This window comes from Paenarthrobacter sp. 2TAF44 (assembly GCF_052114885.1).
Classification (GTDB): domain Bacteria; phylum Actinomycetota; class Actinomycetes; order Actinomycetales; family Micrococcaceae; genus Arthrobacter.
This window is the reverse complement of the sequence record NZ_JBFRFP010000013.1, coordinates 210,232-224,099: the sequence shown is the minus strand read 5'-3', so window position 1 is coordinate 224,099 and position 13,868 is coordinate 210,232. Positions and strand designations below refer to the sequence as shown.

Genomic DNA, 13,868 nt, shown 5'->3' with positions numbered 1-13,868 from the left:
CAGGCTATTTGACCCTGCGGACCAGGACATCCGGGAAGGCCTTGTGAATAGCCACCGCAATGATCACGGCGAGGACATTCTTGATGATGTCCCCGGGGTAGAAGGCCAGATCGGCAATGAAGGCTTTGGTGAAGTCCAATTTGCCGTTGACCATCATGCCCAGGACGCCCAGGCCGTGGATGAGGACGATGCTGCTGACCATGGCGGCAGCAAACAGCAGCAGGGAACGGCTCCGTACCGTCTTGCGGATAATCAACGCCGCCAGATAGCCCGTGGCAGCCGCCGCAAGGGGGAAAGCAATGATGTAGCCCGCGGATGGAGTAGCCAGGATGCCCAGTCCGCTGCGGCCCCCGCTGAAGATCGGCAGGCCAGCCAGGCCAAGGAGGACATAAAGCCCGACGGCGGCGAATCCCCGCCCGGGGCCAAGCACCAGGCCGCTCAGCATCACAGTGAGGGTCACCAAGGTGATCGGCACGCCAAGGGCGCCAACCGGAATGCCGGGAACGATCGCGGACGCGGCCACCAGGGCTGCGAAAACGGCAATGAGGCCGAGGTCTGTGGCGGTCCATCGCTTGCGCGAAGAGTTGCGCTCCACAGAGGCGGAGGTGGTTTGGCTCATGACGGGTCCTATCAGGAAATGCTGTGGGTGCGAGGTTGAAGTTTTGTTTCCCCCAACAGTGAGAATACGGAGCTTGGGAAAGGGCTTTTTTGGAGCCTCCCTACAACCATGGGGACAGATTCTATGCCAGATGGCACAATCAGCCCTTCGGGCGACGTTATGTCCGAGGGAGGGCAGGCTGCCGGTAGACTTGAACAGGCTGTTCTCACGGCCGTCCCCGCCGCAATTACCGGGCCAACCGGTCACGCAGGCGTTCCCCATTGAAAGGCATCACCCGAATTGATTACCGTCCAGGAACTCGAACTCCGCGCCGGCGCACGCCTGCTCATGGACAAGGTCAACTTCAGGGTAGACAAAGGCGACAAGATCGGCCTTGTCGGCCGCAATGGCGCGGGCAAGACCACTTTGACCCGCGTCCTCGCGGGCGAAGGCCTTCCGGCTGGCGGCAAAGTGACCCGCAGCGGTGAGATCGGCTATCTGCCCCAGGATCCCCGCACCCCGGACATGGAACAGCTCGCCCGTGATCGCATCCTTTCTGCCCGTGGCTTGGACGTGGTGGTGGGAAAGCTGAAGAAGGCCCAGGCCGAGATGGCCAGCGAGGACGAAGCAGTCCAGCGCAAGGCCATGAACCGCTACGACCGCTTGGAAGCTGAATTCCTGGCTGGCGGCGGATACGCCGCTGAAGCTGAGGCAGCCGCGATCTCCTCCAACCTTGCGCTCCCTGAACGCATCCTCAACCAGCCGCTGAAGACCCTCTCCGGTGGCCAGCGCCGTCGTGTTGAGCTCGCCCGCATTCTGTATTCCTCGGCAGAAACCCTGCTCCTCGACGAACCCACCAACCACCTCGACGCCGACTCCATCACCTGGCTGCGCGACTTCCTGAAAGACCACCAGGGTGGGCTGATCGTGATCAGCCACGACGTCGAATTGCTGGAAGCCACTGTCAACAAGGTGTACCACCTTGACGCCAACAGGGCCCAGATCGATTACTACAACATGGGCTGGAAGCGCTATCTCCAGCAGCGCGAAACGGATGAACGAGCCCGCAAGCGCGAACGCGCCAATGCTGAAAAGAAGGCCCAGGTCCTCATCGACCAAGCCAACAAGATGCGTGCCAAGGCAACAAAAGCTGTCGCAGCGCAGAACATGGCAAAGCGTGCTGAACGTCTCCTCGGCGGCTTGGAAGCGGTCCGCGAAAACGATCGCGTCGCCGCCCTGCGCTTCCCGGATCCGTCCCCGTGCGGCAAGACCCCACTGACCGCCGAAGGGCTCAGCAAGTCCTACGGCTCACTGGAGATTTTCACTGACGTGGACCTGGCGATCGATCGCGGCTCCAAGGTGGTCATCCTTGGCCTCAACGGCGCCGGCAAGACTACCCTCCTGAGAATGCTTGCAGGCGTGGACAAGCCGGACACCGGCGACATCATCCCGGGACACGGATTGAAAGTGGGCTACTACGCCCAGGAACACGAAACCCTGGATCACGATCGCACGGTCCTTGAAAACATGCGTTCCTCCGCACCTGACATGAAGGACGCCGAGGTCCGCGGCATTCTGGGTTCGTTCCTGTTCTCAGGTGACGACGTCGAAAAGCCGGCGGGAGTTCTGTCCGGCGGTGAGAAGACCCGGCTGGCCCTCGCGACCATCGTTGCCTCCAGCGCCAACGTGCTGCTCCTCGACGAGCCCACCAACAACCTGGACCCAGCCAGCCGCGCGGAAATCCTCGGTGCGCTGAAGAACTACAGCGGCGCCGTCGTCATGGTCAGTCACGATGAAGGCGCCGTCTCAGCCCTGAATCCGGAACGCGTGGTGCTGCTGCCGGACGGTGTTGAAGATCACTGGAACGAGGACTACCTGGATCTGATTACGCTGGCTTAGGGTTCGCGGTGCCGCTTGCGTCCGCTTCGCGGCGCGCTCGATGTGCCGCGTGCTCGCTCGTTCCTCGCTTGGACGCACGCTACACAAATCCACCGCGCTGCTCCGCTCGTGAGCCAGTCGCCTTCGCGGGGGCTAGCGGACCTGCAACGGCTCGGCGTTCGTTATCCTTTGCAGCTGGTCGTAGGTGATGGAGAACATTGAATTGTGGTCTCCGGCGCCGGCCCACAGTAGTGGGTGTTCTTGCAGCGAGGTGTCCAGGATGGTTCTTATGCGTTGTGGGTGACCGATAGGCGCGACTCCGCCCACCTCCTGGCCGGTGTGTTTCAGCACGAAATCTGGCTTCGCGCGGCGGATCTTTTCGGTTCCCAGGAGTTTGGCTACCAGTGTCGTATCTACCTTTGCGGCTCCGCTGGCGAGTATCAGCAAAGGTTTGCCGTCGAGTTTGAAGATCAGGCTGTTCGTAATGGCCGCAACGTCACATCCAAGGACGGAGGCCGCGGCAGCAGCGGTGGGCACCTTGTCCTCGAAGATCCGGACGGTGTCCTCAGCGCCTGCCGCCGTAAGGGCCGACTTGACGTTGAGAACTGGGTCCGGAACCGCTTCAGTAACCTTGGGCATCCAGGATTGCGTCTTCCTCTTCTTCTGACGTGGGGCGCTTGTTCTTTCGGTTTGCCGACACGCGGCGCTTGGGCGGCCCGTTGGCAGCAATAACTTCCTCGGCGTCGTCTTCGTCCTCTTCAGCGTCGATGGCAGCGTTACGCGCCTGCTGCCTGGCTGCGTAGCCGAAACCAATGAACATCAGGACGCCGAAGGCAAACCACTGCAGGGAGTACGAGAGGTGCGTGCCCTCTTCCGTGGCTGGTTTGGGGAACGGCGTGGGCATGGGTTGGACTGCGGGATCTTCGCTGGCCAGCTGCCCATAGGCGCCCGTCGCGATGGGGTAGGGGAGTTCGCTTGCAAAGCTGGCCAGGTCAATGGATGGCAGTTGTCCATCCACCGCACCGCGGTCCAGCTTCGGTTCCGTTGGCTTGAGGCGGGCAACCACGGTCACTTCGCCCGCGGGAGGTGCCGGAACGACGTCGGGACGGCCCGGCGTGTTGTTGCCAATCGGCAACCAGCCGCGGTCGATAACTACCGCGTCGCCGGTGGTGAGGCGGAAAGGAACCACGACGTCGTAACCTGGCTGCCCGTTCAACGGACGGTTCCGTACAACGCGCTGGCCATTCAGGTCATAACTACCCCGCAGTTCCACCTGGGTCCACTCCCGCTCGGGGTCCAGGGTGCGGAACTGGTCCTTGATCCCAGCGAAGGGGACAGGCGTCGCGGAGTAGTTGTTCACCACGCGGTTGATCTCAGCCAGCGTCTCTGCCCGCCGATCCATTTGCCAGCGGCCGAGGAACACGCATGCTGTGGCGAAGATAACGGCCAGAACGAAATAGCCCAGCCACTTGCTGGAGAAAAGGAAACGATACATTCAGCGGGCCTCGCCAACAGCAGCGTCATCTGCCTCGAAAGGGACGGTCTCTTTCCAGAGGCCCCGCGTTTGGAGGTAGTCCTCAAGCCACTCGCGATGCTCGTTGCACGAAAGCCAAACCTTCCGCCGTTCGGGGGTATGGATCCGGGGGTTATTCCACAGGAGTTGCCACGCCGCCCCCTCCCGGCATCCCTTACGGGAGCACAGGGCGGAGCCACTGGCGCGATCGGACTCCTGGCTGCCCAAACCGGCGCCGCCAAGGTTAAAGATGTTCATGAAGCCGCCCGTTCGTTGCCGGCGTCCCCGGCCTTCGGTGTATGAGTCGCGTCAGGCCCTGTTTCCTGACTTGGTGGATCATCGTCCACCAACTCGCCTTTTAGCACGGTGACGTTGTCCGTCGATTCCTCTTCGATGGGCAGCGAAGAGCCCTCGATTTCCGCTGTTCCCACGTAGTCCAGCAAGGAATCGCTGTGATCCTCGGCTTTGTCGCTGCCATTGGCAATGACCACGGCTATCCAGGGAAGGAACACGGCGCCGGCCACGGCGATTATTTTCAACCAGCCGTCCACCACGAAGATCAGGATGATGCAGACCATGCGAATACCCATCGCCACTGCATACTTGATCATGCGCTCCCGCATGTCTTCCGAGTGGGCAGCCGCGGCATCGGTGATGCTGTGGACTTCGGGGTCGCCAGAGACGGCGTCCGGATCCCCGGGCACCTGCTGCAGGGGACTGTTTTCTCGTGTCACAACTGAATCATCACGCTCCAAAGGCTTCTCTCAATTCTCTCACCAAGGCGGTGGCCGCCCAAACCGCGGACAGGCCGGTTACCGGGCGGTTGGAGCACGTGCCCGATAAGATCGAGGCAGGAAATCCCCTCTTCACCGCAGCACACCCATGCCGCAGAACCTGGAGCGAAAGTATGTCTGAAGCAGTATCCACCGGCCGGAGCGTCCTCATCACCGGCGGCAACAGGGGCATCGGCCTGGCCATTGCCGAGTCCTTCCTCGCGAACGGTGACAAGGTGGCAGTGACCTATCGAAGCGAAACAGAACTGCCTGAAGGCATCCTGGGAGTCAAAGCCGATGTCACTGACGAAGCCTCGATCGATGCCGCCTTTAAGACAGTAGAAGAAGCGCACGGCCCGGTGGAGGTTTTGGTTGCCAACGCCGGCATCACCAAGGACACGCTGCTCCTGCGCATGAGTGAGGACGACTTCACCTCCGTGCTGGACACCAACCTCACCGGTGCGTTCCGCGTCATTAAGCGTGCTTCCAAGGGCATGATCCGTCTCCGCAAGGGCCGCGTGGTCCTCATCTCATCGGTCTCCGGGCTGTATGGCGCTCCGGGCCAGATCAACTACTCTGCCTCGAAGGCGGGCATGGTGGGCATCGCACGCTCGCTGACCCGCGAACTGGGCAGTCGGGGGATCACGGCCAACGTGGTTGCTCCGGGATTCATCAACACGGACATGACGGCAGAACTTCCCGAGGAAACCCAGAAGTCGTACCTGGCAAACGTGCCGGCAGGCCGTTTCGCCGAGGCTTCCGAGGTAGCCAATGTTGTGCGTTGGGTGGCCAGCGACGAGGCCGCCTACATTTCAGGGGCAGTGATTCCCGTTGACGGCGGTCTCGGGATGGGCCACTAAAGCGGCCCACTCCGAGGCAAACAGCAGGTTTTTGTCGCCAGCCGACAACGGGGGTCGAGTCGGTCGCTGGCATGATGGAACCCGGGACCACACATTTTTAGATGAAGTGAACAAAAGGAGCACGAATGGGAATGCTGGATAACAAGACCGCGATCGTCACGGGATCTTCGCGTGGCATCGGTGCTGAAGTCGCCAAGATCCTCGCGGGTGAGGGCGCCGCTGTGGTCGTCAACTACCGTCAGAAGGCACCGCGCGCCAACAAGGTCGTCGCTGAAATCCAGGCAGCGGGCGGCCGCGCTGCGGCCGTGGGTGCAGACCTCACCACCGACGAAGGCGTTCACACTCTTGCCAGCACCGCAATGGAGCAGTTCGGCTCGCTTGACGTGCTGGTGCTGAACGCATCCGGTGGCATGGAGTCCGGCATGGAGGAGGGCTACGCGCTCAAGCTAAACCGCGACGCCCAGATCAACATGCTCAATGCGGCTGTGCCGCTCATGCGCGAAGGCTCGCGCGTCGTCTTCGTCACCAGCCACCAGGCGCATTTCGTGGAGACCGTTCCCACCATGCCTGAATACGAGCCGGTAGCAAAGAGCAAGCGCGCCGGTGAGGACGCACTGCGCGCACTCCTGCCCGACCTTGCCGACAAAGGCATCTCGCTGGTGGTTGTTTCCGGTGACATGATCGAGGGCACTGTGACGGCCACCCTGCTTGACCGCTCCAACCCGGGCGCCATCGAGGCCCGCCGCGCAGAAGCAGGCAAGTTGTATTCCGTTGAAGAATTTGCGGCAGAGGTCGCCAAGATGGTGACGGCCGACGTCGAAACCGGCCACACCGAATACGTGGGTGGAGCAGACTACTTCGGCAAATCCGCCGAGTAGGCACCCTGGCAGAATTAGTTGTGGCCCGGACACGCGTCCGGGCCACAACTGTTTAACCGTCCAGATGCCAATCAAAGTGGACCATGACAATTTGATAAATTGTTCAGTTTCCTGCAACACGAAATACTAAAAGTTGTTTCAAGTTCCCGCTTTTGCATTTGGGGAACCTATCTGATTGAATCTGCAAGGCGTCGTCGTCCCTAAATGCAAGCAAACTGTATTAAGCCAAGGTAGGAACTTTATGGCAGTGTCCAGGGTCGAGCCCACTACTGTGAACTAGGAGCATCTTTGGACCTGTTACTGCACGCTGATGATATTCATGCGTCCTACGATCAAAGGCGCATCCTCAAGGGCGTGGAGCTTTCCCTCCACCGCGGCGAGATCCTGGGATTAATCGGGACCAATGGTGCGGGCAAAACCACTCTCATGGGCGTATTGGCAGGATCCCATAAGCACGATGACGGGCGTATCATGCTGGCTGGCGAGAAATACGGACCGGATTCCATGGAGGAAGCGCAGGCCTGCGGCGTCGGCCTCATCCCGCAAAACTTCCGCCTCGACCCTGAACTGTCCGTCGCCAAGGCCATTTTTCGCGGAACTTTTCAAGCTGACAAATCCCATGATGAACTCCGGATTCAGGCGGTTAAACTCATCAAGGACATCGGGATCACCTTGGATCCGGACGTGAAAGTAGGCACGCTGATCCGTGCCGAGCAGACACTCGTGGAAGTTCTGAGAATGGTGGCCGAAGAAGCCCAACTCGTCATCATGGACGAAGTTGCTGCGTCGCTACCGGATCATGACGTCGCCGTCCTGCATCAAGTTTTGCGGATGCTCGTCGGGCAGGGGCGTGCGATCATCTACATCACCCATCGCCTTGATGAAGTCCGCTCCATAGCCCACCGCATCGCTGTCATGCGGGACGGCAAGGTCCACAAAATCCTGGAAGCCAGTCGGACAGACGTCGACGAGCTCGCTTTCCTCTTGCTTCAGCACAAGCTGGCCAACACCTCCAGACCCACTGATCCGGCACCCGGAGATGAAGCTATGCGGGTGGTTGAGCTCACTGTGGAAGACAGTATCCGCGATATTTCCTTCAGCGTATCCAAAGGTGAGATTTTCGGGTTGGCGGGAACACATCGCTCAGGCATATATCAATTGCTTGAAGCGCTTGTGGGTATTCACCCGAGTACCTCGGGCCAGATTTTCATGCAAGGAAAACCAGTACAGATCCGAGGGCTGCAGGATGCACTGCGTTTGAAGATCGGTTACTTGTCAGACACCGCAGACACCCTGGAATCGGCAGGTGGAATCGTTGAAGGCCTTCAGCGCAGTGACGATACGGCCGGGGCCAATTTACAGGAAGAGATCACTCAGCTTCGTGGCGTGATCGAACTGGTTCGCCGTATGCGCATCAACACGACAAACATCCATGGCGCCATCACCACTCTTTCGGGTGGCGATCGCCAGAAGGTGCAGCTTGCCAAGTGGATGACGAGCGACTGCGATGTGTTGATCCTTAGCCACCCCAGCCGCGGTATAGATGTTGGGGCCAAAGAGACGGTGTACAGGATGCTCCAGGAGCTCAGCCGAACCGGGGTTGCGATCATCCTGTTGTCGTCGGATTTGTCGGAACTGGTCAGCTGGTGCCATCGGATTGGTGTGATGCGCAACGGCGAAATGGTAGCCATAGAGGCTAATGCCAATACCAACGAAGACGCCCTGGTACACCATATGCTGGGCGAGAAGTTCACGTCCGGCAGTGGGGAAGCCCGTCGCGTGAAGAGTTGACTGCAGTGTGCCTTCCTGACGTGAAACCGAAAGGGGCGACCGCGAATGTGCGGCCGCCCCTTTCGCTCTTACGGGGAAGATCAGATGGTAATTCCCTTGGCAAGATTGCTGAGCTTGTGGCGCGCCAATGCAAGGTTTGCGTAGGTGCGGTCAAGCACCAAGTAGACAAACAGGCCCTTGGAACCGCCTGAGTTAAGAACGTTGATCAGGTGGTACTGCGAACCCAGGGTGATGAGGATGTCTTCGATATCGCTATCCACGTGCAGGTCGGCCATGGTGCGGAGTTTTGCACTGACAACATTCGAGTTACCGGCAGCGGCCACTCCCAGGTCAAAGCCAGGACTTCCGCCCTGGGCCAAAGCCATTCCGCTGGAGTAGTCCACGACGGCCGCGCCTGTTGCGCCCTCGATGGACAGCAACTGCTTTATGGATTCGTCAAGCGTGCTCATATTTTGTTCTTCCTTTTCTTTTTTATCATCACCGATATGTGTGAAGTAGACCGCCACGGGCTGCTGGTACACCGGTGCATTACGAAGTGATTCATCCTCATGGGCATGCACTTCAGCAGGAACATGCTTTTCCCGACGTTGCCACCATCTTCGTGCGTGCCGCGAACGATTCACTTTCTGCCCCTGCTGGTCTTAATCCCGGGCCGCCTAATGCATCACGACTCCGTCTTGGAATTTCCAACAATACACATTAAGAAGCCACCGGAACGCACTGTCTCAAGAAGCGAACCAGTTAGTGACAATCGCATAAATTATTCGAAAGTTGGCGTCACGAAATGCGACCCCGGGCTTCGGAGGCGCTTCTGTGCAGCGTCTTTCGATTAATGAAAGCGACGTTAATAATGTGGTCTCCTCCAGCTTCCGTCGTATTTTGGAAGATCACTTGATACGGAGTACGCCGAATCAAAAGGGCTATCCCGTCAGGAGCCCTGTCGGGCGTTTTGGACGCATTGGCGAGCATGTCCCGGAAACCCGGGTGGTTTTCCACGTGCCCCCGGATCCCGGATTGATCAAAAGACGCCAGGGTAGACAACCACACAGTTCCATCTGCCTCGATAACTCCGTGAGCCGGGTACACCACGTGGCCGGTTTCGGTGGCGAAGCCGAAGTCTGTTGGAAAGATCTTGAACCGCGCACACCAAGCGGCGAAGTGCTTCCTCAGCACACCGTCAGGATCTGCTGAAACAACAGATCTGAAAAGGGTTTCATGCTCCGGCAACGCATCTCCTTCGGATGGGCAAGCCGATGTTCGCTCACCGGCAAGGGTCACATCTGATGAGTGTCCTGAAAGCGCCAATCGTTTCGCTGAAAACCCTGTGAAATGCGCAACATGAACCCTGTGGTCCCGCTACTCGAATGGTGGAGGTCCCTGGGCAACTGCCCGGGGCACCATCAATCGAAGGGACAAGTGTGATAAATCAACGCGCATCACGGCACTGGCGAGCGGCCACTGCCACCTTGGTCGGGGCGGTGCTGACTGTGTCATTTTCCGTTGCCCCAGCTTCGGCCGCACCCGTGATTGGCAGCGACCAAACCGGTTCCATCACCGTTCACAAGTTCGAGAAGCCGACCGGTGGAGGCGGCGGCGGGAACAACGGCGGCGGACACGGTGGCGGCGGCAGTAATGGCAGCGGGAACGGTGGCGGCGATAACAACTTTTCCCGCGCCGTTCCTGACACCACCGCGCTGACGCCCCTGGCTGGCATTGAGTTCACGGTCCAGCAGGTCAACACCATTGATCTATCCACCAATGCGGGCTGGGACGCGGCACACAACCTCAGCGGTGTATTTGCGGCGTCTGACCCGTCCGGTTCCATCACAGGCGCTGGATACACCCTCGGTGCCGGGCAGGCCCAGATCACTGCCGCCGACGGCACTGCCGTCTTTGCCAACCTGCCCATAGGCCTGTATCTAGTGACCGAGACGAACTACCCGGCCGGAGTCACCCCATCGGCCCCGTTCCTTATCTCGGTGCCGCTAACCGATCCGGACAACCAGGACAACTGGATCTACGACGTCGACGTGTACCCGAAGAACTCTGTTTCGGGTGCGGAGAAGATCGTCACTGATGCTCCCGACGTCAAGCTGGGCGACCAGGTCGATTGGACGATCACAGCTGATATCCCGAACGAGGCTGTGATCGACGGTTACAAGGTGGTGGATCAGCTCGACCCCAAACTGACCTACGTCGGTGCGACGGCCATGCTCGAGAACGGTCCCGAACTTGCTGAAGGAACCGATTACGTTGTGAGCTTCGATCCCACGACCAACACCGTCTCGGTGGTCTTCACCGATGGCGGGCGTGCCTTCCTGGCCAGCTACACCGAAACCCGTGTGCGGATCGTAGTGAGCACCAAGGTCAACACCATCGGGGAGATCGAAAACGAAGCACTCGTCTACCCGAACGCTGCGAGCTTCAGCATCACCCCCGGCCAGCCGGGAGGGCCAATCGTAACGCCGCCTGTCGCTACCAAATGGGGCGGGATGACGTTGCAGAAGGTGGACGAGAATGCTGCCGCCCTGGCCGGCGCTTCTTTCTCGGTCTACACCAATGAGGCTGATGCCAAGGCAGGCACCAACCCCGTGGATATTGAAGGCCAAAGCGTCTTCACCGTTGCCGGCGATGGAACCTTGACCATTTCAGGCCTGCGCTACTCGGATTGGGCCAACGGTGCGGCCGTTGCCCCTGGGGACGCGGACTACCGCACCTACTACCTGGTGGAGACCACAGCGCCGGCAGGGTACGAACTGCTCGCCGAGCCTGTGTCCTTCCTGATCAACTCCACCACCACAGCCGTCGGTATTGACCTGAGCGTGAAGAACATCCCGTCCAACAACGGCTTTGAACTGCCGCTGACTGGCGGCGTGGGAACCGGCATTCTTTACGCAGCCGGTGCTCTGCTGGTCATTGGTGCCGGCTTGTTGTTCGTCCGCAACCGCAGGGCGGGTAGGAACAGCTAAGCACGTGGGCTTCAGACGTTGGCGATGTGCCGCACCGCATCAAGGTACGGCATGTTGATGACGGCGTCTGCCGCTGCACGGACGGCCGGTTTGGCGTTGAAGGCAACGCCAATTCCGGCCGTCCCCAGCATGTCGAGGTCGTTGGCGCCGTCGCCCACAGCGATGGTGTGCTCAAGGTCGATCCCCTCAGCGGCTGCCCACTCACGCAGGTACTTCTCCTTAGCCGCGCGATCAATCACGTCGCCCAGCACCCTGCCCGTCAAAGCGCCATCGACGATTTCCAACTCGTTGGCAATCCAGTAGTCCAGGCCGAGTTCTTCAGCGATGGGCCCCAGGATCTGGTTGAAGCCGCCGGAAACAACAGCCACCACGTGGCCTGCCTCCTTGAACGCGGCCACCAGTTCTGCTGCACCAAGGCTGAGGCGCACTTCCGCGCGAACTGAATCGACGACGGCGGCAGGCAGCCCTGCGAGCACCTCAACGCGGGCGTACAGGCTCTGGGCGAAATCCAGCTCCCCACGCATGGCCGCTTCGGTAACAGCTGCAACTTCATCGCGCTTGCCCGCATACGCCGCAAGCAACTCGATGACTTCCTGCTGGATCAGCGTTGAATCCACATCCATGATGAGGAGTTTCCTGGGAGCCTGGCGAAGGGCCTCCGGAACGATCGCAGTATCTACTCCGGCATTCGCGGCCTCAGCCACCCGCCGTCGAATAGCACTTAGTTCTGCAGGTGTGATTGCATCAACGGCGAGACCGGCCGTGTGAACACCGAAGCGGTCGTCCCCGGAATGTGATTCCGATGACACTGCGGCACCGGCATCAGCCAGCACTTTGCGCACGTTATCAAGCGATTCAGGGGACAAATTCACGCCATAGCTGACTGCAGCCAAGTTCGAAGTCATGGCCTCAATCCTACTGAGCGTGCCAGGTTCACCCGAATTCGTTTCTCCGCAGCAGCGAGCACCTATGCCCGGTTATCAGTCATCTGTATTTTTGTCCTAGTGTCTACTGCTATGAGTGATGTTCTGGAATTGGCTTCCGTCAGCGTTGTCCGAGGCAAGAAGACCCTGCTGGACAAGGTTGACTGGCAGGTCAACGAAGGCGAACGCTGGGTCATTCTTGGCCCCAACGGCGCAGGCAAAACCACACTTCTCCAGATTGCTGCAGCACGCATGCACCCGTCCAGCGGAAGGGCAGGGATCCTTGACGAAACCCTGGGCCGGGTGGACGTCTTTGAACTGCGCCCGCGGATTGGCCTTTCCTCGGCAGCACTCGCTACCCAGATTCCGGAACACGAGAACGTCCTCAATGTCGTAGTTACCGCGGCCTATGGCGTCACGGGCCGCTGGCGTGAAGGATACGAGCGCGACGACGAGCGTCGCGCCTTTGGCCTTCTGAACGACTGGGGGATGGGCCCGCTGCTCAACCGCACGTTTGCCACTCTCTCCGAAGGTGAGCGGAAGCGGGTGCAGATCGCGCGCGCACTCATGACCGATCCCGAACTCCTGCTCCTGGATGAACCGGCGGCCGGACTGGACCTCGGGGGGCGCGAAGAGCTCGTGCACAAACTTGGTGAACTGGCCAAGGACGAGGCGGCTCCGGCGATGGTCCTGGTTACCCACCACCTCGAAGAAGTTCCCCCGGGATTCACCCACGCAATGCTGCTGCGCGAAGGTGGAGTAGTGGCAGCTGGTGCCATCAAGGACGTTCTCACGGACGAACACCTGAGCAACACCTTCGGCCTTGCCCTGGACGTCACGGAAAACGCCGGCCGCTACACCGCAACTGCACGCCGCTAGGCGAACTCTTCGTCAACTGTGGAGATTCTTAGCAGCGTCCTGGTCTTTTTCGCGGGCTTGTGGGCCGGCACCATTAATGCGGTAGTCGGCTCCGGCACCCTCGTGACTTTTCCAGTGCTCATTGCGCTGGGCGTAACCCCGGTGGTTGCCTCCATGAGCAACGCCATGGGCCTGGTGGCCGGAACTGCGGCCGGAGCATGGGGATATCGCCAGGAACTCGCGGGCCGCGGCAGGCAGTTGCTGAAGCTGCTGCCGGCTTCACTTCTGGGCGGCATCACTGGCGCATGGTTGTTGCTGCACCTTCCGGACAAGGTGTTCCATTACGTCGCCCCCGTCCTGTTGGTACTGGCGCTGCTGATGGTGGTGTTCCAGCCTCGACTCCAGGCCTCAGTGCGAAACCGTGAAGAGAACCCGGAGCATGCCCTCAGGGACCGGAGCCACGGCATCCTCCTCGTGGTCCTGGTTTACCTCGCCGGGGTATACGGCGGCTACTTCGTAGCGGCCCAAGGGATTTTGCTCGTAGGAATATTGGGCGTGTTCCTCACTGGGACCATGCAGAACGCCAACGCCATGAAGAACATCCTCGTGCTCGGCGTTAACATGGTGGCCGCTGTGTCCTACCTGATCTTTGCCTTCGATCGCATTAACTGGCTCGTGGTCCTGCTTATCGGCGTGAGCTCAACCATTGGAGGCCTGGTTGGATCCAAGGTTGGCCGCAAGCTTTCCCCGCGCGTTTTGCGTGCGATTATCTTCACCCTTGGCATCGTGGCCCTCGTCGTCATGATCGCCAACCTGCTGAAATAATC

The 13,868-nt window shown here is 60.0% G+C and carries 15 protein-coding genes; 7 read left to right on the top strand and 8 right to left on the bottom strand.

The window, feature by feature from the left end; translation table 11 throughout:
• Nucleotides 1-4 precede the first annotated feature (4 nt).
• Nucleotides 5-619, bottom strand: coding sequence for a biotin transporter BioY (locus tag AB4Z15_RS14785; RefSeq protein WP_442005374.1), 615 nt, complete (start codon nt 617-619; stop codon nt 5-7).
• Between the two features lie 279 nt (nt 620-898).
• Between AB4Z15_RS14785 and AB4Z15_RS14780 the strand changes: the two genes are divergently transcribed.
• Entirely contained in the window at nt 899-2,497 is a 1,599-nt protein-coding gene (locus AB4Z15_RS14780; protein ID WP_223946045.1) for an ABC-F family ATP-binding cassette domain-containing protein, read from the top strand.
• A gap of 132 nt (nt 2,498-2,629) precedes the next feature.
• Here AB4Z15_RS14780 and AB4Z15_RS14775 read toward each other — a convergent pair whose 3' ends face one another.
• From AB4Z15_RS14775 to AB4Z15_RS14760, 4 genes are read right to left on the bottom strand one after another with little or no spacing between them, the layout of a single operon-like run.
• Complete coding sequence (locus AB4Z15_RS14775) at nt 2,630-3,115, bottom strand: YbaK/EbsC family protein (protein ID WP_442017856.1); 486 nt, start codon at nt 3,113-3,115, stop codon at nt 2,630-2,632.
• Nucleotides 3,099-3,971 (bottom strand): SURF1 family cytochrome oxidase biogenesis protein, encoded by an 873-nt coding sequence (locus AB4Z15_RS14770; protein ID WP_442017855.1) that lies wholly within the window; start codon nt 3,969-3,971, stop codon nt 3,099-3,101. The genes AB4Z15_RS14775 and AB4Z15_RS14770 overlap by 17 nt, the downstream gene beginning before the upstream one ends.
• Nucleotides 3,972-4,247, bottom strand: coding sequence for a hypothetical protein (locus AB4Z15_RS14765; RefSeq protein ID WP_442017854.1), 276 nt, complete (start codon nt 4,245-4,247; stop codon nt 3,972-3,974).
• Nucleotides 4,244-4,744 (bottom strand): DUF3099 domain-containing protein, encoded by a 501-nt coding sequence (locus AB4Z15_RS14760; protein ID WP_442017853.1) that lies wholly within the window; start codon nt 4,742-4,744, stop codon nt 4,244-4,246. The genes AB4Z15_RS14765 and AB4Z15_RS14760 overlap by 4 nt, the downstream gene beginning before the upstream one ends.
• 152 nt (nt 4,745-4,896) lie before the next feature.
• Here AB4Z15_RS14760 and AB4Z15_RS14755 point away from each other — a divergent pair, with 152 nt between their 5' ends.
• The 3 genes from AB4Z15_RS14755 to AB4Z15_RS14745 all read left to right on the top strand — a co-directional run bounded on the left by AB4Z15_RS14755 (nt 4,897) and on the right by AB4Z15_RS14745 (nt 8,291).
• Nucleotides 4,897-5,622, top strand: coding sequence for a beta-ketoacyl-ACP reductase (locus AB4Z15_RS14755; protein ID WP_223932850.1), 726 nt, complete (start codon nt 4,897-4,899; stop codon nt 5,620-5,622).
• A 125-nt stretch (nt 5,623-5,747) separates the two neighbouring features.
• On the top strand, nt 5,748-6,500 hold the full coding sequence (locus tag AB4Z15_RS14750) for an SDR family oxidoreductase (protein WP_442005369.1): 753 nt from the start codon (nt 5,748-5,750) through the stop codon (nt 6,498-6,500).
• A 288-nt stretch (nt 6,501-6,788) separates the two neighbouring features.
• Entirely contained in the window at nt 6,789-8,291 is a 1,503-nt protein-coding gene (locus tag AB4Z15_RS14745) for a sugar ABC transporter ATP-binding protein (RefSeq protein ID WP_442017852.1), read from the top strand.
• A gap of 80 nt (nt 8,292-8,371) precedes the next feature.
• On the opposite strand, the gene AB4Z15_RS14740 is transcribed toward AB4Z15_RS14745, so the two are convergent.
• A complete protein-coding gene (locus AB4Z15_RS14740) occupies nt 8,372-8,740 on the bottom strand; it encodes a hypothetical protein (protein ID WP_442017851.1) in 369 nt (122 codons plus the stop codon).
• Nucleotides 8,741-9,068: 328 nt separating this feature from the next.
• A complete protein-coding gene (locus AB4Z15_RS14735) occupies nt 9,069-9,518 on the bottom strand; it encodes a hypothetical protein (protein ID WP_442017850.1) in 450 nt (149 codons plus the stop codon).
• A 191-nt stretch (nt 9,519-9,709) separates the two neighbouring features.
• Between AB4Z15_RS14735 and AB4Z15_RS14730 the strand changes: the two genes are divergently transcribed.
• Nucleotides 9,710-11,260, top strand: coding sequence for a SpaH/EbpB family LPXTG-anchored major pilin (locus AB4Z15_RS14730; RefSeq protein WP_442017849.1), 1,551 nt, complete (start codon nt 9,710-9,712; stop codon nt 11,258-11,260).
• 11 nt (nt 11,261-11,271) lie between these two features.
• Here AB4Z15_RS14730 and serB read toward each other — a convergent pair whose 3' ends face one another.
• Nucleotides 11,272-12,165: a phosphoserine phosphatase SerB gene (gene serB, locus AB4Z15_RS14725; RefSeq protein WP_442005364.1), complete on the bottom strand. Its 894-nt coding sequence runs from the start codon at nt 12,163-12,165 to the stop codon at nt 11,272-11,274.
• Between the two features lie 111 nt (nt 12,166-12,276).
• On the opposite strand from serB, the gene AB4Z15_RS14720 reads away from it, so the two are divergent.
• Complete coding sequence (locus AB4Z15_RS14720) at nt 12,277-13,062, top strand: ABC transporter ATP-binding protein (protein WP_442017848.1); 786 nt, start codon at nt 12,277-12,279, stop codon at nt 13,060-13,062.
• An 18-nt stretch (nt 13,063-13,080) separates the two neighbouring features.
• The gene (locus AB4Z15_RS14715; RefSeq protein ID WP_442005362.1) at nt 13,081-13,866 is read left to right on the top strand and encodes a sulfite exporter TauE/SafE family protein; all 786 of its coding nucleotides are present in this window, start codon (nt 13,081-13,083) and stop codon (nt 13,864-13,866) included.
• Nucleotides 13,867-13,868 lie beyond the last annotated feature (2 nt).

Bases quoted from the DNA above. Each gene is read 5' to 3' on its own strand.
- AB4Z15_RS14785 (WP_442005374.1), bottom strand. From the start codon at position 619: ATGAGCCAAACCACCTCCGCCTCTGTGGAGCGCAACTCTTCGCGCAAG.
- AB4Z15_RS14755 (WP_223932850.1), top strand. From the start codon at position 4,897: ATGTCTGAAGCAGTATCCACCGGCCGGAGCGTCCTCATCACCGGCGGC.
- AB4Z15_RS14770 (WP_442017855.1), bottom strand. From the start codon at position 3,971: ATGTATCGTTTCCTTTTCTCCAGCAAGTGGCTGGGCTATTTCGTTCTG.
- serB (WP_442005364.1), bottom strand. From the start codon at position 12,165: ATGACTTCGAACTTGGCTGCAGTCAGCTATGGCGTGAATTTGTCCCCT.
- AB4Z15_RS14740 (WP_442017851.1), bottom strand. From the start codon at position 8,740: ATGAGCACGCTTGACGAATCCATAAAGCAGTTGCTGTCCATCGAGGGC.
- AB4Z15_RS14720 (WP_442017848.1), top strand. From the start codon at position 12,277: ATGAGTGATGTTCTGGAATTGGCTTCCGTCAGCGTTGTCCGAGGCAAG.
- AB4Z15_RS14750 (WP_442005369.1), top strand. From the start codon at position 5,748: ATGGGAATGCTGGATAACAAGACCGCGATCGTCACGGGATCTTCGCGT.
- AB4Z15_RS14775 (WP_442017856.1), bottom strand. From the start codon at position 3,115: ATGCCCAAGGTTACTGAAGCGGTTCCGGACCCAGTTCTCAACGTCAAG.
- AB4Z15_RS14765 (WP_442017854.1), bottom strand. From the start codon at position 4,247: ATGAACATCTTTAACCTTGGCGGCGCCGGTTTGGGCAGCCAGGAGTCC.